General features: G+C 66.1%; 18 protein-coding genes and 1 pseudogene. 7 read left to right on the forward strand and 12 right to left on the reverse strand.

Annotated features, from left to right (window positions below):
- Positions 1-50: 50 nt before the first annotated feature.
- The 3 genes from Q0O97_RS02030 to dapE are packed head-to-tail and all read right to left on the reverse strand — an operon-like array spanning position 51 to position 2,139.
- Positions 51-584, reverse strand: a complete 534-nt coding sequence (locus Q0O97_RS02030) for a hypothetical protein (RefSeq protein ID WP_294924080.1) — start codon at positions 582-584, stop codon at positions 51-53.
- On the reverse strand, positions 581-1,000 hold the full coding sequence (locus Q0O97_RS02035; protein ID WP_294924083.1) for a GNAT family N-acetyltransferase: 420 nt from the start codon (positions 998-1,000) through the stop codon (positions 581-583). Before Q0O97_RS02035 ends, Q0O97_RS02030 begins: the two co-directional genes overlap by 4 nt.
- The gene (gene dapE / locus Q0O97_RS02040; protein WP_294924086.1) at positions 997-2,139 is read right to left on the reverse strand and encodes a succinyl-diaminopimelate desuccinylase; all 1,143 of its coding nucleotides are present in this window, start codon (positions 2,137-2,139) and stop codon (positions 997-999) included. The genes Q0O97_RS02035 and dapE overlap by 4 nt, the downstream gene beginning before the upstream one ends.
- Positions 2,140-2,382: 243 nt before the next feature.
- Here dapE and Q0O97_RS02045 point away from each other — a divergent pair, with 243 nt between their 5' ends.
- Entirely contained in the window at positions 2,383-2,880 is a 498-nt protein-coding gene (locus tag Q0O97_RS02045) for an META domain-containing protein (RefSeq protein ID WP_294924089.1), read from the forward strand.
- 2 nt (positions 2,881-2,882) lie between these two features.
- On the opposite strand, the gene recO is transcribed toward Q0O97_RS02045, so the two are convergent.
- The 7 genes from recO to mutM form a co-directional block, all read right to left on the reverse strand.
- Positions 2,883-3,590 (reverse strand): DNA repair protein RecO, encoded by a 708-nt coding sequence (gene recO, locus Q0O97_RS02050; protein WP_294924092.1) that lies wholly within the window; start codon positions 3,588-3,590, stop codon positions 2,883-2,885.
- Positions 3,590-4,669, reverse strand: coding sequence for a DNA replication/repair protein RecF (recF, locus tag Q0O97_RS02055; RefSeq protein WP_294924094.1), 1,080 nt, complete (start codon positions 4,667-4,669; stop codon positions 3,590-3,592). Before recF ends, recO begins: the two co-directional genes overlap by 1 nt.
- Positions 4,666-5,784, reverse strand: a complete 1,119-nt coding sequence (gene dnaN / locus Q0O97_RS02060) for a DNA polymerase III subunit beta (RefSeq protein ID WP_294924097.1) — start codon at positions 5,782-5,784, stop codon at positions 4,666-4,668. Before dnaN ends, recF begins: the two co-directional genes overlap by 4 nt.
- Positions 5,785-5,886: 102 nt before the next feature.
- Positions 5,887-7,239, reverse strand: coding sequence for a chromosomal replication initiator protein DnaA (gene dnaA / locus Q0O97_RS02065; RefSeq protein WP_294924100.1), 1,353 nt, complete (start codon positions 7,237-7,239; stop codon positions 5,887-5,889).
- A gap of 557 nt (positions 7,240-7,796) precedes the next feature.
- Positions 7,797-8,066, reverse strand: a complete 270-nt coding sequence (gene rpsT / locus Q0O97_RS02070; protein WP_294924103.1) for a 30S ribosomal protein S20 — start codon at positions 8,064-8,066, stop codon at positions 7,797-7,799.
- Between the two features lie 147 nt (positions 8,067-8,213).
- On the reverse strand, positions 8,214-8,990 hold the full coding sequence (locus Q0O97_RS02075; protein ID WP_294924106.1) for an enoyl-CoA hydratase: 777 nt from the start codon (positions 8,988-8,990) through the stop codon (positions 8,214-8,216).
- An 80-nt stretch (positions 8,991-9,070) separates the two neighbouring features.
- Positions 9,071-9,916, reverse strand: coding sequence for a bifunctional DNA-formamidopyrimidine glycosylase/DNA-(apurinic or apyrimidinic site) lyase (gene mutM / locus Q0O97_RS02080; protein WP_294924109.1), 846 nt, complete (start codon positions 9,914-9,916; stop codon positions 9,071-9,073).
- A 75-nt stretch (positions 9,917-9,991) separates the two neighbouring features.
- Between mutM and ubiE the strand changes: the two genes are divergently transcribed.
- The 5 genes and pseudogenes from ubiE (at position 9,992) to Q0O97_RS02105 (ending at position 16,502) form a co-directional block, all read left to right on the forward strand.
- Positions 9,992-10,744, forward strand: coding sequence for a bifunctional demethylmenaquinone methyltransferase/2-methoxy-6-polyprenyl-1,4-benzoquinol methylase UbiE (ubiE, locus tag Q0O97_RS02085; RefSeq protein WP_294924112.1), 753 nt, complete (start codon positions 9,992-9,994; stop codon positions 10,742-10,744).
- Positions 10,745-10,746: 2 nt separating this feature from the next.
- A complete protein-coding gene (gene ubiB, locus Q0O97_RS02090; protein ID WP_294924115.1) occupies positions 10,747-12,288 on the forward strand; it encodes a 2-polyprenylphenol 6-hydroxylase in 1,542 nt (513 codons plus the stop codon).
- Positions 12,289-12,352: 64 nt separating this feature from the next.
- Positions 12,353-13,195, forward strand: a complete 843-nt coding sequence (locus Q0O97_RS02095) for a TIGR00282 family metallophosphoesterase (RefSeq protein WP_294924118.1) — start codon at positions 12,353-12,355, stop codon at positions 13,193-13,195.
- Positions 13,196-13,258: 63 nt separating this feature from the next.
- Positions 13,259-15,037, forward strand: a complete 1,779-nt coding sequence (locus Q0O97_RS02100; RefSeq protein ID WP_294924121.1) for an SLC13 family permease — start codon at positions 13,259-13,261, stop codon at positions 15,035-15,037.
- Positions 15,038-15,740: 703 nt separating this feature from the next.
- Positions 15,741-16,502: pseudogene (locus tag Q0O97_RS02105) on the forward strand (IS5 family transposase).
- A 164-nt stretch (positions 16,503-16,666) separates the two neighbouring features.
- Here Q0O97_RS02105 and Q0O97_RS02110 read toward each other — a convergent pair.
- Positions 16,667-17,524, reverse strand: a complete 858-nt coding sequence (locus tag Q0O97_RS02110) for a lysophospholipid acyltransferase family protein (protein WP_294924124.1) — start codon at positions 17,522-17,524, stop codon at positions 16,667-16,669.
- Positions 17,521-18,297 carry a GNAT family N-acyltransferase gene (locus Q0O97_RS02115; protein ID WP_294924126.1) on the reverse strand — a complete coding sequence of 259 codons (777 nt, stop codon included), beginning with the start codon at positions 18,295-18,297 and terminating at the stop codon, positions 17,521-17,523. Before Q0O97_RS02115 ends, Q0O97_RS02110 begins: the two co-directional genes overlap by 4 nt.
- A 412-nt stretch (positions 18,298-18,709) precedes the next feature.
- On the opposite strand from Q0O97_RS02115, the gene Q0O97_RS02120 reads away from it, so the two are divergent.
- On the forward strand, positions 18,710-19,411 hold the full coding sequence (locus Q0O97_RS02120) for a histidine phosphotransferase family protein (RefSeq protein WP_294924129.1): 702 nt from the start codon (positions 18,710-18,712) through the stop codon (positions 19,409-19,411).
- The last annotated feature ends 40 nt before the right edge of the window (positions 19,412-19,451 follow it).

A 19,451-nucleotide genomic window follows, 5' to 3' on the forward strand; every position in this document is an offset into this window, starting at 1 on the left:
GGAGGCCTTTCGTCTGACGTTCAGGAATGACAGGTGGCAAGAGCGCCGCGTCAAGTCAAGCGGGGGTGGCGCTCTATAGTCCAAACGGTTTGCATCGCGGGGCCATCGCGGCCCGGCGCGATGGCGGCGGAAACGCGGCCCATGTCGATGCCGGGCAGCGAAGCGAAGGCGATGGCCAGCCGGTCCGCCCCGGCAGCGGCGACCGGGATCAGCATGGCCTGGCCGTCGCGGGTGCGTAGCTGCCAATGCGGCTGGCCCGACAGCGGCAGGACGGAAATGCGGGTCAGGTCGCGCAGCGCGACCTCGCCCCCCGCCCAGGGGGTGTCTGCGATGGCAGGGGCGTAATAGCGGATCGCGCCCTCGACCACCTCGACCACACCGGGGGCGGTGATGTCGCGGGCGAATCGCATCTGGCGGCGCGCGGCGACGGCCCAGATGGCGGCGACAACGATGACGCCCGCGCCAAGGGGGCGGTAGAACAGCCCGCCCCGCGTCCACAGCCACAGCCCGGCAAGCGCCACGGCAAGGGCCGCGATGACCTCGCGCCAGCGGCGCAGGTGGGCGGCAAGCTCGGGGCGGATCATGGGCGCAGGTCCTGAACCATGTCGCGATGCGGGATGCCCGCGTCGTCATAGACCGGGCCAAGGGCGGTGAAGCCCAGCTTTTCGTAAAAGCCAAGCGCGTGGGTCTGCGCGCCCAGTTTCGCGCGCCGGATGCCGGGCTGGCCACGCAGATGGTCCAGGCCCGCCCGAATCAGCGCAGCCCCCAGCCCCGTGCCGCGCGCATGGGCCAGGACGGCGACGCGGGTGATCTTGCCCGTCTCGCCCTGCAACAGCAGGCGCGCGGTGCCGGCGGGCTGGCCGTCCAGCGTGGCCAGCAGATGGATCGCCTGATCGTCCAGCCCGTCCCATTCCAACTCGCGCGGGACGGATTGTTCGCCGACAAAGACCGTTTCGCGGATGGCGCGGCAGGCGGCGATGTTGCGGGTGACGGCGATCATGCGAACCAGCTTTCGAGGATGCGGCCATAGATGCGGGCAAGGTTGCGGACCTCGGCGGCCGGGACGCGCTCATCGACCTGATGCATGAAGCGCCCGACAAGGCCGAACTCCACCACCGGGCAATGGTCCTTGACGAAGCGCGCGTCCGAGGTCCCGCCCGAGGTGGACAGCACCGGCTGGATGCCGGTTTCCTGCTGGACCACCCGGCTGACCAGATCGACGAAGGGACCGGGCCGGGTCAGGAAAGCCTCGCCCGAGACATGGGGGGTCACGGTCAGCAAGACGCCGGTTTCATCGCTGATGCGGGCCGCGCGGGCGGTGACCTCGCGCGTCAGCCCGGCGCTGTCGTGGCTGTCGTTGAAGCGGATGTTCAGCCGGGCCGAGGCGCGTTCGGGCACCACGTTCGACGACGGGTTGCCGCAGTCGATGGTCGTCACCTGCACGCCCGAAGGGTCGAAATGCGCCGTGCCCCCGTCCAGCGGCTGGTGGGCCAGCCCGTCCAGCAGGCGGATCAGGGCATGCAGCGGGTTCCTGACCAGATGCGGATAGGCGACATGGCCCTGCACCCCCTGCGCCTGAATGTCGAAGGTGATCGAGCCGCGCCGCCCGATCTTGATCATCTCGCCCAGGGTGGTGGGGTTCGACGGCTCGCCCACGATGCAGACGTCCATCCGCTCGTCCCGCTCGGCCATCCAGTCCAGGATGGCGCGGGTGCCGTCGCGGCTGGGGCCTTCCTCGTCGCCGGTGATGGTCAGCACGATGGCCCCGTCGGCGGGCAGGCGGGGGGCGTATCCGATGGCGGCGGCGACAAAGGCGGCGACGCCGGACTTCATGTCGGTGGCGCCGCGGCCCCAGATGATGCCGTCCACCTCGACCCCGGAAAAGGGCGGATGGGTCCAGCTTGCCGCGTCGCCGGGGGGTACGATGTCGGTGTGGCCGTTGAAGCCGAAGCTCCGCGCCGCGCCCCGCGGGCCAAGGCGCGCGAACAGGTTGGGCGTGCCGTGGCGGTCGGCGCGGTGGCACTCGAACCCCGCCGCGCCCAGCAATTCGGCCAGCAGCACCAGCGCGCCGCCTTCCTCGGGCGTGACCGAGGGGCAGCGGATCAGGCGGGCCGTCAGTTCGGCGGGGTCGATATGCATCAATTGGCCTTTCGCGTTCCGGGTTCGCGCCCCAATCGATATATCCCGCAGGTGCCCCTTGCCAACCGCCCGCAGGCCAAACCTGTGTCCGTGGATACACGCATGCGGGTTTTTTTGCGCCTTGCGGGTCACATTACGGACAAGTTCGGCGCGGAAGGCTGTTGGCGGGCATGGTTTTTTCATATCGAGGAGCGAATGCGGCCGAAGAACGGCCGCCGACCCTTTCAACGGATGGAGTGTTCCATGAAGCGTCTTTTCGCCCTGACCGCCGCCGCCGTCGCCGCGTTCGGCCTTGCCGCATGCGAAAGCGGCACGCCCCGCGACGCGAGCTCGGAAGGTGGCATCCCGATGGGGGATTTCGTGCTTGTCGGCATCGGCGCCGACGCGGTGCCCACGCGCAACGTGCGGCTGAACCTGGTTCCCGGCGGGCTGTCGGGCGAAGGTCCCTGCAACAGCTATCGCGGCACGCTGTCCACGAAATTCCCGGCATTCCGCGTGCAGGAAATGACCTGGACCGACATGTCTTGCCGCCTGAACATCGAGACGCGGCTGGAAGAGCGTTATTTCCACGCCCTGACCCAGGCCAACCAGGCGGTCTATGAAGGCGGCGTGCTCAAGCTGATGGGTCCGACCTATCTGACCTTTGAACCCGGCCGTCCCGCCACGCAGGAAGAATTGCAAGCCGCCGCCGCCGCGCAGCTTGCGGGCCAGAACGCGTTGCAGCTGCAGCCGCTTCAGTAACCTCAGGCCGGTTCGGGCGCCAGCCGCGCGATCAGCCGCTGGCGGGCCGGGGGCAGCGCGCGGTCCTGCGCCAGCCCCAGATGCAGGAAATGGCCGGTGATGCGCAGCGCATCGGCCAGCCCGCCATTCCCCGTCCCCCCCAGAAGCGAGGGCAGGGGCAACAGCCGGTCGGCCCATTCGCCCGCCCCCGCATGGCTGACCGCGCGGCCCGTGCGCGGGCTGACATAGGCCAGCCCGTCCCGCGCGCCGGTCACCGCGCAGCTTGTCAGGTCCAGGCCAAAGCCAAGTTCGTCCAGCAGCGCGATTTCCCACATCAGATAGGACAGGGCGAAATCCTGCCCCGCGTCGATATGGTCCAGCAGCGATTCGGTCATGTCGGACAGGCGCGGATGAGGGTCGCGCTCGGGCAGGGCGAAAGCCAGCAGGGCGGTGACCGCGTTCAACCCCGCCAGCGACAGCGCATCGCGCAGCAGGCCCGGACGCGCCCGCGCCGGTTCGGCCTGGAATGTGCCAAGCTGGTCGGCCAGCCGCGCCCGCCAGCGCAGCGACAGGCGGTTGCCCGGTTGCAGCATCGCCGCCCTTTTTGCGCTGGCCCCGCCGGGAACCAGCCCCGAGACGATTCCCGCCTCGTGCGAAAAGACGGTCAGGATGATGCCGTTCTCGCCATGTTTGCGACCCATGATGACGGTCGCCTCGCCGGTCCACTCCATCAATCCACCTCGTCGGCGGAGGATCCGCCCTGTTGCAAGGTGACGCGCAGGTAACGCGCGCGGGGGCCGAAGGCGGTGAACAGCTCGCGCCCGGTGCCGGTCAGCAGCGATTGGGCGGGCAGGGCGCAGATTTCATCGTAAAGCGCGGCGCGGCGGTCGGCGTCCAGATGGGCGGCCACCTCGTCCAGCAGCAGCACCGGACGTTCCGCCGCCAGAGCCCGCGCATTGGCAAGGATCAGCGAGATCAGCAGCGCCTTCTGTTCCCCGGTCGAGGAAATCGCGGCGGGCATGTCCTGCGGCCCCCAATGCGCACCGATATCGGCGCGATGCGGGCCGGACAGGCTGCGCCCGGCGGCCATCTCGCGCGGGCGCATCGCGGCCAGTCGGTCGGCGATGCTGGCGGGGTCGGGGTCGTCCGCCGCGCCCTCGCCCGGCAGCAGGGTCAGGGTCGCGGCGGGAAAGGCGGTGGCCGCGCCCTGCTGCGCCTGCATCAGCCGGGCGATGGCATCCTGCCGGTTGCGGGTGATCGCCGCGCCCGATTGCGCCATCTGCGATTCCAGCGCGCGATACCAGCCGCCGTCGCCGACCTGGTCGCGCAGCAGGCGGTTGCGTTCGCGCATGGCCTTTTCATAGGCCAGCGTTTCCTCGGCATGGTCGGGTGCGAAGCTGAGCGTGATACGGTCCAGGAAACGCCGCCGCGCCTCGGGCGCATCGGTCCACAGCCGGTCCATCGCGGGGGTCAGCCACAGCACCCGGATCAGCCGCCCAAGGGCGATCTGCGGGGCGGGCTTGTCGTCGATCAGAACTTCGCGCGCCTGACCCGGCGCGGCGCCGGTCTGGACCTGCCGGTCGCCGATCTGCGCGCGGATGCGCCAGCCCGCATCGGGACCGCGCCGCGCCTGGTCGGCGGGCGCCACCTGCCGCAGCCCGCGACCGGGCGACAGCATGGAAACCGCTTCCAGGATATTCGTCTTGCCCGCCCCGTTGGGACCGAAAATCGCCAGCGGGCGCGCGTCAAGGTCAAGCCGAAGCCGCGCCCAACTGCGAAACTGCGCCAGCGCCAGCCGGTGCAGGGTCACACGCGCATCGGCATGACGACATAGACCGCGCTGGTGTCGCCGCCCTCGCGGATCAGCGCCGCGTCACCCGAGCCGTTGAACAGAAAGACGGCGTTCTCACGCTCGATCTGGCTGGCGATCTCGTGCAGGTATTTGGCGTTGAAGCCGATCTCCAGCGGATCGTCGGCATAGGCGACGGCCAGTTCCTCGTCGGCGGCGCCCGCGTCGGGGGCGTTGACGGACAGGACCAGCCGGTCCTCGTCCAGCGCCAGCTTGACCGCGCGCGAGCGTTCGCTGCTGACGGTCGCCACCCGGTCCACGGCCTTGGCGAAATCGCCCGCGTCCACCTCGAGCTTGCGGGTGTTCGAGGCGGGGATCACGCGGGTATAGTCGGGGAAGGTCCCGTCGATGACCTTGGATGTCAGCGTGATCGTCGGCGTCGCGAAACGCACCTTGGTTTCGCTGACGGAAACGGCGATCTGCGCCTCGTCATCGTCCAGCAGCTTGCGCAATTCGTTGACCGTCTTGCGCGGCACGATGACGCCGGGCATATCCGCCGCCCCTTCGGGCAGGGGGGCGTCGATGCGGGCCAGCCGGTGGCCGTCGGTCGCCACGCAGCGCAGGGCGGGGCCGTCCTCGGACTGCGCCACATGCATGTAGACGCCGTTCAGGTAATAGCGCGTTTCCTCGTTCGAGATCGCGAATTTCGACTTGTCGAACAGCCGCCGCAGGATCGGGGCGGGGGCGGTGAAATTGGCGCCGTATTCGGTCGTGGACATGACCGGAAAATCCTCGCGCGGGAGCGTCGCAAGGCTGAAGTTGGAACGCCCCGCCTGCACGGTCAGCCGCTCGGACGCCGCATCGACGCTGATCGCGACCAGCGCGCCGTCGGGCAGCTTGCGGGCGATGTCGTTGAGCATGCTGGCCGAAACCGTGGTTGCGCCGGGGCGCTCGACCTGCGCGGGGGCGCGGTCCACGACCTCGGTATCCAGGTCGGTGGCGCGGAAGCTGACGCCCTCGGGCACGGCCTCGATCAGCACGTTGGCCAGGATGGGGATGGTGTTGCGGCGTTCGACCACGGATTGAGCCTGTGCAACGGCTTTCACGAGAACGGCGCGCTCGATCGAGAATTTCATGGTCGGTCCCTTGTTCTCTCACCTGGACGGGGACGCCCGGTCCCCTGCGGTGCCGCGCAATTTCAATGGAATCCGCGCGACGGTCAAGACGCCAAGGACGCCTTACGCCTCAAGAAGGCGGCGAAGCAGGTCCAGATCCTCGGCAATCGTGTGGTCCGAGCCGCGCAACTCCTCGATCTTGCGGACGCCGTGCATGATGGTCGTGTGGTCGCGCCCGCCGAATCGGCGCCCGATCTCGGGCAGGGAACGCGAGGTCATCTGCTTGGCCAGATACATCGCGACCTGACGCGGGCGGGCGACGGTGCGCACACGTTTCGGCCCGATCATGTCCGACAGGCGGATGTTGTAATGTTCGGCGACCTTGCGTTGGATTTCCTCGATCGTCAGCTTGCGGTCGGATGAGCGCAGGATGTCGGCAAGGCATTCCTGCGTCATGTCCAGCGTGATCTCGCGCCCCATCAGGCTGGCAAAGGCGAAAAGCCGTTGCAGCGCGCCCTCCAGCACCCGCACGTTCGAGGTGATGCGGGCGGCCAGGAACTCCAGCACGCCGGGGGCGATGACAAGGCCGGGGTGGCTGGCGCGGAAGGTCTCGGTCTTGGATTGCAGGATCGACAGGCGCAATTCGTAATCGGTCGGGTGCAGGTCCACGATCAACCCGCAGCTAAGGCGCGACTTGATGCGCTCCTCCATGTCCTTGATCTCGCCCGGTGCGCGGTCGGCGGAAATCACGATCTGCTTACCCTGATCGACCAGCGCATTGAAAGTATGGAAGAATTCTTCCTGCGTCGAATCCTTGCCGGCGATGAATTGGACGTCATCGACCATCAGGACGGAAACCGTGCGGAACATTTCCTTGAAATCCATGATGCTGCGTTCGCGCAGGGCTTGGACGAAGCGATACATGAATTGCTCGGCCGACAGGTAAAGCACCCGCGCCTCGGGCTGGCGGGCCTGCATCTCGCGCGCGATGGCATGCATCAGGTGGGTCTTGCCCAGACCCACGCCGCCATAGAGGAACAGCGGATTGAAGGTGACAGGCCCGCCCTCGGCCACGCGGCGGGCGGCGGCATGGGCCAGTTCGTTGGGCTTGCCGACGATGAAATTGTCGAAGGTGAAGCGGTTGTCCAAGGGCGCGGTCAGGTCGTCGTCCTGCCTGCGGACCGTGGGTCTGATGGCCGGGCCCTTGCCCGCCGCGGGCTTGCGGCCGCGGGTGCTGGCGGGGGCCACGTCGAAGGTGATCCGCTGCACGGGGTTGCCGGTGATTTCCAGCACCTTCTGGATGTCGTCGCTGTAATGGCGCGAGACCCAGTCCGACAGGAAGCGCGTCGGACAGGCGATCGCGGCGGTGTCGCCTTGAATCGAGGTCAGCCGAAGCGGTGCGATCCAGGTCGCGAAATTGTCGGTCCCAACGATTCGTTCAAGTTCGGCACGCGCCTGCCCCCAGATTTTATCCATTGTGACCAGTCCGTTCAGAGTCCCCAACCCCTGCCGGAACCCCCGGCAGGACCAGCGTGATCGCCCATCGACATGGGGAACCCGGATGCGGGCGGCGCACGCCCCCGCGCTTTCCGGCGGAAAGCAGGGACGGGCCGCGAGGCAGCCGAAGATCGCATTCAGACAGAAAACCCGTGCCGGTGGCAGCCGACAATCGTGTTTCGCGACCAGAAACGGACAGGGCTGGCCCCGTCAGTCGCTGGCCGGTCCGGCTTTGCCGACGGCAGCGTCGGCATGGCTGGATCGTGTCCCCCAGGTGCGAAAGGTGAATCGCAGGGGCAAGCTAGCAACAAGCTGGCGGCGGGGGCAACCGAACTTCACGCTTGACAGATGTTTTAGCCAAACGAATCTGACAGGGGCGTGACATTTTCTCGACAACCCTTAATATGATTAAAAATCAATGCATTAAGTAAAAACAGCTTGACCCTTGGGCAAGCCGTCATGCCCAAACGGAAAAAGGGGCGCGCCCTGGCAGGCGCACCCCGAAAAGGGACCCGAAGCCCCGGATTTGCAGGCGATCAGGCCGCCGACAGCGCCTTGACGCGGGCAGCCAGGCGCGAGATCTTGCGCGAAGCGGTGTTCTTGTGAACGACGCCCTTGGTCACGCCGCGCATCAGTTCAGGCTGGGCGGCGCGCAGGGCTTCCTTGGCGGAATCGGCGTTGCCGCTGGCGATGGCTTCCTCGACCTTGCGCAGGAAGGTGCGGATGCGCGAGCGGCGCGCCTTGTTGACGGCGGTGCGGCGCTCGATCTGGCGGGCGCGTTTCTTGGACTGGGGCGTGTTTGCCATGGGATGCGGTCCTGTTCTTCAAATGTCCTGATCGCGCAAAAGCCCACGGCACCGTCCCGAAGGACGGTCATGATTCTTGCCTTGAGCGGGCCCACGCGCATGTAGCCCCGGCCTATACAGGCGGCGGGGCCGAAAGCCAAGCGGAAATCAGCGGTCGCGGAACTGCGGCTCGCGTTTGTCCATGAAGGCGCCCATGCCTTCCTTCTGGTCCTCGGTCGAGAACAGCGCGGCAAAGGAACGGCGCTCGAACAGGATGCCCTCGTCCAGCGAGGTTTCCTCGGCACGGTGGACGCATTCCTTGGCGGCCATGACCGAAAGGCGCGATTTCTCGGCGATCTTGCGGGCGATGGCCAGCGCCTCGGGGACCAGCTTGGCGGCGGGGAAGATGCGGCTGACAAGGCCCGCGCGCTCGGCCTCGGCTGCGTCCATGAAGCGGCCGGTCAGGACCATGTCCATCGCCTTGGACCTGCCGATCAGCCGGGCCAGCCGCTGCGTGCCGCCCATGCCGGGAATGATGCCCAGGTTGATCTCGGGCTGGCCGAACCTGGCGGTATCGGCGCAGACGATGAAGTCGCAGGCCATCGCCAGTTCGCACCCGCCGCCAAGCGCATAGCCCGACACGGCCGCGATGACCGGCTTGCGCGTGCCGGTGATGCGCTTGAAATCGTCGCCGAACATGTTGGTGGCAAACACGTCGGCATAGGTTTTCCCGGCCATTTCCTTGATATCGGCCCCGGCGGCAAAGGCCTTTTCGCTGCCGGTCACGACGATGGCGCGGATATTGTCGTTCCGGTCGGCCTCTTGCAGCGCGTCGGCCAGTTCCCGCACCAGGTCCGAGTTCAGCGCGTTCAGCGCATCGGGACGGTTCAGCCGGATCAGCGCGACGTGATCTTCGGTTTCGACAATCAGATTCTGGTATGCCATCTGGCGACGCCTCTTTTCAGCTTCGGACCCGTTGCGCCGATTCCTAGCAGCCGGGCGCGGCCCTGACCAGCCGCGCCGCGTCAGTGCTGGCAGGCGGCGCAGAAGAAGCTGGACCGCCCCGCCTGCGTGATGCGCCGGATGCCGCCCGTGCAGCCGGGCGTGGGACAGGGCGCGCCTTCGCGGTCGTAGACGCGGAAGCTGTGCTGGAAATAGCCCAGTTCCCCGCTCGCCTGCCGGTGGTCGCGCAGCGACGATCCGCCCGCCGCGATCGCCTCGTTCAGCACGTCGCGGATATGGGCGGTCAGCGATTCGATCCGCGCCCGCCCGATCCGCCCGGCGGCGCGGCGCGGGTCGATCCCGGCGCGGTGCAGCGATTCCGAGACGTAGATATTGCCAAGCCCCGCCACGATGCGCTGGTCCAGCAGCGCCGATTTGATCGCCGTGGCGCGGCCCTTCAGCGCGGCGGCCAGCACCTCGGGGGTGAAATCGTCCGACAGCGGCTCGGGGCCGAGCCGGGCGAAGGCGGCGGGTTCGTCGCCCTCGCGTAGCAGATCGACCATGCCGAAGCGGCGCGCGTCGTTGAAGGTGACGGTCGTGCCTTGGTCGGTGGTCAGCACGACATGATCGTGGCGCGGCAGGATCGCCGGGTCGCGGTGGTAATCCGCCGTCGCGGCCCCCTCGATCAGCAGCCGCCCCGACATGCCCAGGTGCAGCAGCAACGTGCCGCGCCCGTCCAGGTCGGCCAGCAGGTATTTCGAGCGCCGCCGCAATCCGACGACCCGCGCCCCGGTCAGCACCTGCACCAGATCGGGCGGCAGGGGGCGGCGCAGATCGGGGCGGCGGGCCTCGGCGCGGGCGATCACGCGGCCCTCGAGGTGGGGGGCAAGGCCGCGAAGGACGGTTTCGACCTCTGGCAGTTCTGGCATTTTCTTCCCATTCGTCGCATGGTGCGCCGCGCGCATCCGCATTAACTGGGCGCGAAACAGGCGAACGGCAAGCATATGAACGATTCGAACCGCAAGGAAACCCATTTCGGCTTTCAGACCGTTGCCGAGGATGAAAAGGCCGGGCTGGTCCACGGCGTCTTTTCCCGCGTTGCCTCGCGCTACGACGTGATGAACGACGTGATGAGCGTGGGTATCCACCGCATCTGGAAGAACGCCATGATGGACTGGCTGGCCCCGCGCGACGGCCAGCACCTGCTGGACGTGGCGGGGGGGACGGGCGATATCGCCTTTCGTTTCCTGGACCGCGCGCCGGGTGCCCGCGTTACCGTCTGCGACATGACCGAATCGATGCTGATCGAAGGCCGCAAGCGGGCCGAGGCCGGGGCGCTGGCCGACCGGCTGGCATGGGTCACGGGCGATGCGATGGCGCTGCCCTTCGCCGATAACAGCTTTGACCGCTATACGATCAGCTTCGGCATCCGCAACGTCACCCGCATCCCCGACGCGCTGGCCGAGGCCTTCCGCGTCCTTCGCCCCGGTGGCCGCCTGATGGTGCTGGAGTTCAGCCACATGCCCGTTCCCGCGATGCAATGGCTTTACGACCGCTATTCCTTCAACGTCATCCCGGCGATGGGGCAGGTGGTGGCGGGGGATCGCGACAGCTATCAATACCTGGTCGAATCCATCCGCAAGTTTCCCGACCAGCAGACCTTTGCCGACATGATCCGCGACGCCGGATTCGGGCGCGCGCAATATCGCGACCTGTCGATGGGCATCGCCGCGCTGCATTCGGGCTGGAAGCTGTAACGATGCGCGGACCTCACAACATCTGGCGCCTGATCCGCACCGGCGCCACCTTCGAGCGCACCGGCGCGATGGGCGTCGCGCTGGATGCCGTCGAGGCGCCCCCACGCCTGCGCGCTGCCGCCCGCATCCTTGGCTGGCCGTTTCGCTGGCTGGGCTACAGGGGCGATCCGGCCCTGCCGCCGGTGACGCGCGCGATCACCGCGCTTGGGCCTGCCTATATCAAGTTCGGCCAGATCCTTTCGACCCGTCCCGACGTGGTCGGGGTCGATCTGGCCAACCAGTTGCGCATGTTGCAGGACCGCCTGCCGCCCTTTGCGCAGGAAGACGCCTGCCAGACCTTCCTGGCCGAGACGGGCCGCCCGGTCGAGGCCGTCTTTTCCGAGTTTTCCCAGCCTGTCGCCGCCGCTTCCATCGCGCAGGTCCATCGCGCGCGCCGCCTGGACAACGGGTGCGAGGTCGCCGTCAAGGTGCTGCGTCCCGGTATCGAATCGGCGTTCCGGCGCGACATCGACGCCTTCCACTTCGCCGCCTCGATGATCGAGGCGCTGTCGCCGTCCAGCCGCCGCCTGCGTCCGCGCGACGTGATCGCGCATTTCGAATCCGTGGTGATGGGCGAACTGGACCTGAGGCTGGAGGCCGCCTCGGCCTCGCAATATGCCGAGAATACCGCAGGCGACGCGGGCATGGCCGTCGCCGCCCCCGTCTGGGGCCTGACCGGGCGGCGCGTCCTGACCAGCGATTGGGCCGAGGGGCTGCCCCTGGGCGACGTGCCCGGCTTGCAGGCGGCGGGCCACGACACCGCTCGCCTTGGCAACCGTGTGCTGGAGTTGTTCCTGCTGCACGCCCTGCGCGACGGGTTCTTTCACGGCGACATGCATCAGGGCAACCTGAAGGTCGCGCAAAACGGCGATATCATCGTCTACGATTTCGGCATCATCGGCGAGATCGACGCCTATACCCGCCGCATCTATGCCGAGATCCTGATGGGCTTCATCAGCCGCGATTACGACCGCGTGGCGCGCGTGCATTTCGAGGCGGGCTATGTCCCCGCCGACCGCGACCGCGACGAATTCGCCCGCGCCCTGCGTGCGGTGGGCGAGCCGATCTTCGGCGCGGATGCCAGCCGGATCTCGATGGCGAACCTGCTGGCCTATCTGTTCGAGGTGACCGAGCGGTTCGGCATGCAGACCCGGACCGAGTTGATCCTGTTGCAGCGCACGATGGTCGTGGTCGAAGGCGTGGCGCGTTCGCTGAACCCGCAGATCAACATGTGGCAGGTCGCCCGCCCCATCGTGGAAAGCTACATCCGCGATACGCTGGGACCGCGCGCGATGCTGCGCGACGGGCTGCGCGTGGTGCAGGCGCTTGGCCGCTACGGCCCGCTGGTCCCCGACGCGATCGAGCGGGGCCTGGGCCGTTTCCTGCGCGACACCGACGAAAGCGGTCCCCCCCGCCGGTCACGGCGCGGGATGGCGGCCAGCTTTGCCGCCGGGGCGGGATTCGCCGCGCTGTTCATCGCGATCGGCGCATGGCTGGCCGGCTGAAAAACGCCCTTCTGCGACAGGTCGGGTCTTGAGTGGTTTCATGCTTTGTCTTAACGCTTCGTGAATGAAAATACTCTATCTTGGCGATGTGATGGGGCGGGCCGGACGGCGCGCGATTTCGGAAAGGCTGGCTGGGCTGAAGGCGCGGCTGCGCGTGGATTTCACCATCGTCAACGGTGAAAATGCCAGCGGCGGCATGGGGCTGACCGCCGCCCATGCCCGGCTGCTGCTGGACGCGGGGGCCGATTGCATCACGCTTGGCGACCATGCCTTCGACCAGAAGGACATGCTGTCCTTCATCGAGACCGAGCCGCGCATCATCCGCCCGCTGAACTTCGCCAAGGATGCGCCGGGGCGCGGGGCACGTGTCTTTACGGCAACACAGGGCCGCAAGGTGCTGGTGGCGCAGGTGCTGGGGCAGGTGTTCATGCGCAGGCCCTTCGACGACCCGTTTTCGGCCATCGACGCGGTGCTGCGCGCCCATCCGGCGGGTGGGCTGGTCCAGGCCGCCGTCGTCGACATCCATGCCGAGGCGACCAGCGAAAAGATGGCAGTCGGCCATTATTGCGATGGCCGCGCCAGCCTTGTCGTGGGCACCCATACCCATGTGCCGACCGCCGATCACCAGATCCTGCCGCGCGGGACCGCCTATCAGTCCGACGCGGGCATGTGCGGCGATTACGACAGCATCATCGGCATGGACAAGGCCGAGCCGATGCGGCGCTTCATCACGGGCATGTCGCGCGACCGCTTCACCCCTTCGGAAGGCGAGGCGACGCTGAGCGGGGTGCTGGTCACCACCGACGACCGCACCGGCCTTGCCAGGGACATCCAGCCGCTGCGGTTCGGCGGCAAACTTTCCCAGACGGATATTTCAACGGCGGGCCAAGGTGACGCGGCCCGCTGAGTTTTGTTTCAAGGCGCCACGGTTATCGGCGCATCGCGTTTTTTCCGGGAGGAAGCGGGCAGAATGTTCGGTATCGAACTGACCGGAACGGCGGCACCGATTGCCGCCCTGGCCATCATGGCCATCACCTTCGTCTTTTTCGTGCTGGAGAAATATCCGCCCGAAGTCGTCGCCATCATTGCCGCCGGGGCCATGCTGGTGCTGGGCCTGATGCCGCTGGACGGCGCGATGGATGCGCTGTCCAACCCCGCGCCCTGGACCATCGCCTTCATGTTCGTGATCATGGGCGGGCTGATGCGCACCGGGGCGCTGGAAATCATGTCCCAGCTCGTTTCCGCCCGCGCGGACATCCACCCGAGGGCGACCATCGCGGCGATGTTCGGCTTCATCATCGCGGTGGCCAGCATCATGAACAACACGCCGGTCGTGGCGGTGATGATCCCCATCGTCATCCAGGTTGCGATAAAAGCCGGGATCGCGCCGTCCAAGCTGTTGATGCCGCTCAGCTATTTCACGATCATGGGGGGGATGCTGTCGCTGATCGGGACCTCGACCAACCTGCTGGTGGACGGTGTCGTCCGCAATGTCGGGATGGAACCCTTCGGCATATTCGAGATCCTGCCCGTCGGCCTTGCCGTTCTGGCGGCAGGCGTCGCCTTTTTCGTCCTGATCGGCCACAAGCTGCTGCCCGAGCGCACGACGCTGAGCGGCGTCCTTGGCGGCAAGCGGTCGATGAAATATTTCACCGAGGTCGCCATTCCCGAAGGCAGCAGCCTGATCGGCACCCCGGTGCTTGAGGTTCCCCTGTTCAAGCGCGACGCCATCCGGGTGATCGACGTGCTGCGCGGCGACGCATCCCTGCGCCGCAACCTGGCCGAGGCGGTGCTGGAGCAGGGCGACCGCGTCGTGCTGCGCACCGAAATGAGCGACCTGCTGGAGATGCAGGGCAACAAGAACCTGCGCCCCGTGGACCGGCTCAGCTCGGTCGCGACGGAAACGGTCGAGGTGCTGATCTCGCCGGGTGCGCGGCTGGTCGGGCGGCGGCTTGGCGACATGCGCTTGCGCCGCCGCTATGGCGTCTATGTGCTGGCCGCCCATCGCCGCAACCAGAACATCGGGCGGCAGATGGACGATCTGGTCATCCATGTCGGCGATACGCTGCTGCTGGAAGGCACGCCCGAGGACATCGGGCGGCTTGCGGCTGACATGGACCTGGTGGACGTGTCGCGCCCGACCGAGCGGGCCTTTCGCCGCAAGAAGGCCCCCATTGCCGTGGCCGCGCTGCTGTCCGTGGTGGCGCTGGCCGCCTTTGGGGTCGCGCCGATCATGGTGCTGGCTTTTCTTGCCGTCGCCGTCCTGCTGCTGACCCGCTGCGTCGATGCCGAGGAAGCCTTCACCTATGTCGATGCGCGGCTGATGGCGATGATCTTTTCGATGCTGGCCATTGGCGAGGCGCTGGACCATACCGGCACCGTGCAACTGATCGTCGATTTCGTCGCGCCCCATTTGCAGGGGCTGCCGCCCGTGCTGACGCTGGTTTGCGTCTATTTCCTGGGATTGACGCTGACCGAGGTGCTGTCGAACAACGCCGTCGCCGTCATCCTGACCCCCATCGCCATCGCGCTGGCGGTGCAACTGGGCCACGATCCGCGCGCCTATTGCGTCGCGGTGATGTTCTCGGCCTCGGTCGCCTTCGCGACGCCGATCGGTTACCAGACGCATATGATGGTCTACGGGCCGGGGGGCTACAAGTTCAGCGATTTCATCCGTGTCGGCCTGCCGCTGGACATCGTGACCGGGCTGGCGGCCTGCCTTGCGATTCCGCTGTTCTTCCCGCTGTAACCGGCCCGCGCCATTTCCGGGCCTTGCGGCCGTTTGCACAACCGGCGAAACGCCGCGGGTCTTGCGCGTCCCACGTGGCGGACAGCCTGCCGAAAAGCCCCCGAATCCCGGTGCCGGCAGCTTGGGAAATTGTCGCAGGCGCGATCCGAAACATGCGAATCTCTGGCTGTATCATGCCCGATCGGGCAGGTTTTCCATAACGGGGGCCGCTGGAAACAGGTGCCGAAGGGGTATCCTGCCGTGTTTGCCCCGCATCTGACAAGCATCGGCTTGAAAACAGGATATCTTCGCCCGATCCAAGGCAGTTTTCCGATTCCAGGTCCGGGTCACCCTGTCGCGCCAGGTTTTTCAGCGGCCTTCAAGGCTGGCACCCGGAATGCTTCTGGCGCCTGTTCCGTTCTGCGGCGATGGTCAGGACCGTGCCAGTCCTTGCGCTGTCGTGGCGGGATGCCGAAAAACACGCCATGCCGGTTTGGAAAAGCCATGCCTGCCTTTGGGCAATTCGCCAAGGCGTCAGTGCCGAAATGCCCCGGAATTTCTGCGTATCCCCAACCCCAAAACCAGGGCGCGCCATCGTGGAAATGCCCTGATCGCTTTGGCAGGCCACATGCCTGCGGTTTGGCCGTCCGGCAAGGTTTCCGGCGGCTGCACTGAGGGCGAGTTGACACCACCCTGATTTCGGCATGCATGTTATCCATTTGAAATGAATGAGACAAGAGAAGCGCAATATGAGTTGATCCGCCCCTGTCTGCCTGTGCAGCGCGGCAAGGTACGGGTCTCCAACCTGACGATGATCAACGCGGTGCTCTTTGTGGCCGAGAATGGTTGCAGGTGGCGGGCGCTACCGCCACGGTTCGGCAATTGACACAGGATCTACACCCGCCTGCGCCGTCGGGCCGAGGCCGGCATGCTCGACCGGCTGTTTGCTGCCTTGCAGAAGCACCGGCTGATCCGGGTCCGGGTCGAATGCCTCGGTCTCGACAGCACCTCGGTCAAGGTTCACCCGGACGGCACGGGCGCGCGGAAAAAAAGGGCCTCAGGCCATCGGAAAATCTCGCGTCGGAGGGAACATCAAGGTTCATCTGGTAGCAAGCGGATGCCCGAACAGCCCTGACGTTCAGCCTTTCCGGCGGCCAGGCCCATGATGCACCCGAGGGACGCGCTCTGTCGGGGCTGGAAAAGGCCGCTCACCGGCCTTCCGATGCTGATGGACCGCGTCTATGAGGGCGAGGAAACACGCCAGCTTGTTCTGGGCCTGGGGTTTGACCCGGTCGTCCCGCCCAAAACGATCCGCAAGAAGCCGTGGGAATACGACCGCGACCTCTACAAGCGTCGCAACGAGGTGGAGCGGATGTTTCGCAGGCTGAAGGGCTTGCGCCGCATCTTCTCCCGTTTCGACAAACTCGCCATCATGTTCAGAGCTTTCCCGAGCTGCGGCCTCATCGTCGACATGATCAAGTGTTAACATCCCTTAGCTGTCCGCTGACAAAATCCGCGGAGCGAAGAGACTGGGCGGAAATCGGGGGAAATCCGCCTTCGGCAGGGAAACCCCCTTTTGGGGCCGATGTTCACCGCATCCAGAATGATTGCCGCGATGACCTCCTCTTGAAACGCTTTTTCAGCAGCCGGTTAGCTGTCCGCCAAGCCGTCCCCGCCGGTGAAGCCCTGCCTGACGGCAGCCTCGGCCTGCGCGGCAAGGGTCTTGCGGTTCTGCCCGGCGACCGGAATGGGCGGATGCAGCGTCACCGTGACGCTGCCTTGCGGATGTTGCGCCAGAACGGCCAGCAGATGCGGCCCCAGTTCCATCCGGCCCCACCAGCCATAAAAGCGCGGATCCTGCCCCGCAGGTGCGACATAGCGCGCGGTCATCGGCTGAACCGCCAGTTCCGCAGGCAGCGCCGGGTCCAGAAAACCCTGAAACAGCGTGGGCTTGAAGGGCAGGATGCGCTGCCCGTCGCTGCTGGTGCCCTCGGGGAAGAACAGCAGCCGGTGCCCGGCACGGGTGCGGGTGGCGAATTCCTCGGCCTGCTGGCGGGCGAAGCGGGGGTCGCGCGCGACGAAATGGGTATCGGTCACGCGGGTCAGGATATTGATGCCAGGCCAGCCCGCCACCTCGGCCTTCGAGACGAAAAACACGGGCAGCGCGGCATTCATCACGAAGATGTCAAGCCAGGTCGAGTGGTTCGCCACAACCGCACCGGCCCCCCGGATCGGCGTTCCGACGCGGTGCCAGCGGATACCCAGAATCGCCAGCACCAACCGACAGACCATCTGGACCCAGGGGCCGGTGACAGGGCGGCGCGGTCCGGCGATCGCCTTTTCGATCAGGCGCATGGGCAGGATCAGCAGGACGCCCAGAAGCAGGACGGTGATGATCGCCCCGCCGCGCAGCACGGCCCGAAGCCAGCCCGCAGGTCCCAAGGGGGGCGGCAGCGGTTGATCCTCGCCTTGCCAGGTCGCGGTCGAGGGGCGGCCGGTCCCGCTCATGCCTGCTGCCTGCGCTCCTCGTAATAGCTGCGGTGCCTGGCCGACATATTGGCGGTGTCGATCATGATCAGCACGTCGGTGGTGTTGAAGTCGCGATCCAGAAATGCCCCGTCGCCAATCGTGCAGCCAAGCCGCAGATAGGCCTTGATCAAGGGCGGCATGGCGCGCATCGCCTCGCGCCGGTCAAGCTGGTCGGCAGGCAGCAGGTCCATGCGCTGATAACCATCATTGCGGGCACGGGGGCGCACGGCCGGGGGCGCCAGGTGGTGATGGTGCAACCAGGACAGGGGCTGCGCCATCGCCGCCGCATCGGTGCCGTGAAAGGACGCGACTCCGAAAAGGATCTCGGCCCCCGTCGTCAGGATGTATTCGGCAAGCCCGTTCCACAACAGAAAAACGCCCGGGCCGCCGCGATATTCGGGCGCCAGGCAGGACCGGCCAAGCTCCAGCAGCTTGCGGCCGGATTGGCGCAGGGGGGTCAGGTCGTATTCGCCCTCAGTGTAGAAATGCCCCGCCTTTTCTGCCCGGTCCTGCGGCAAGAGGCGATAGACCCCGACGATCTGGTCGTCTGGCGGACGCTGCTTGTCGATCAGCAGAAGGTGGTCCGAAATGTCATCGAAACTGTCGCGCTCAAGCCGGTTGGCATGGTCGACCATGACGCCGTCACCGCCCAACTCCTCGACGAAAACGCGATAGCGCAGGCGTTGCGCCGCTTGCAGATCGCTTTCCGAAGATGCGATGCGGGTGGTGAAATAAGGGTTCTCGGCTGTCATCAAGGGGCCGGCTGACGGTTTCTGATGCTGTCCATATTGTGCCGCAGGCCGCTTGGCAACCGGGCGATGAGCGTTGCGCGCATGGGCGTGATCTGGTGGGGCTGCCGCATCTGCTGTCAAGGGATCTTCTTTCTGGTGGGGTTGCTAAAAAGAAAATTGACTTCACTTATGGTTGTTATATGTTCGTTTACCGTAAGCCTTAAGCATTCATACTATCAGGATAAACGCAGCATGCTTGCCCGAAACGACCAACTCGTCGGCATGCGTGAAGCGGGGTCGCCAACCTGTCGGCCATCCGCGTTTGTGTCTGTTCCTTATGCCGGTGCCAGATGATGGGGCGATACATCCGGCGCAGCAGTTCTTGCTCATGGTGCCGATCCGTGTGGAATGATTGATCTTGGGTTGAAAATTAATGAAAGATGCGACGATTTTAGAGGCGGGCGGACGTCCCTTTGGCCATTTCCCGCCATCCGACCAACTGGCCGCATTGATCGCATCGCGCTTGTGCCATGATCTCATCTCTCCTATCGGGGCGATCGGGAATGGGTTGGAGTTGTTGCACTTCTCGCCCCAAGTGCAGAAGATCGCGCATTCCCCCGAGGTGCAATTGATCGCCGACAGCGTTGCGGCGGCGCGCAGTCGGATCAACTGGTTCCGCGTGGCCTTCGGCCAGGCTACCCCAAAGCAGAACCTTGCAGCCGCCGCATTCAAGGAACTGTTGGACGACGCGGATTGCAATGGCCGCATGCGTATCCGCTGCGAACTCGAAAGCGATCTGCCCAGAATCGAAGCGCGGCTGATCCTGCTTTCTCTCATGTGTCTGGAAAGCGCCATGCCCTGGGGTGGACGGGTCCTGGTGTGCCGCAGCGAAAATCGCTGGCGACTGGTTGCCGAGGCAGAGCGGATCAAGCATGACACCATTCTCTGGGGCTGGCTTGACCATGATGCTGTCCCGCGATTACCCATGCCGGCACCGTCGGATATCCATTTTGCGCTGCTGGCAACCTGCCTGCGCAATCTGGATTGCAAGCTGCATTGGGAACTGGGCGAAACCGGCGGCGAGATCAGCTTTTGCAACTTGCATGTGCCGCCGACAGATTCTTCGATCCGCTGATCGTTGAGCAGATGGGATACGGTCATATAGGCTCTCCCAG

The sequence above is a fragment of the uncultured Paracoccus sp. genome (assembly GCF_945915435.1).
In the GTDB taxonomy this organism is placed as follows: domain Bacteria; phylum Pseudomonadota; class Alphaproteobacteria; order Rhodobacterales; family Rhodobacteraceae; genus Paracoccus.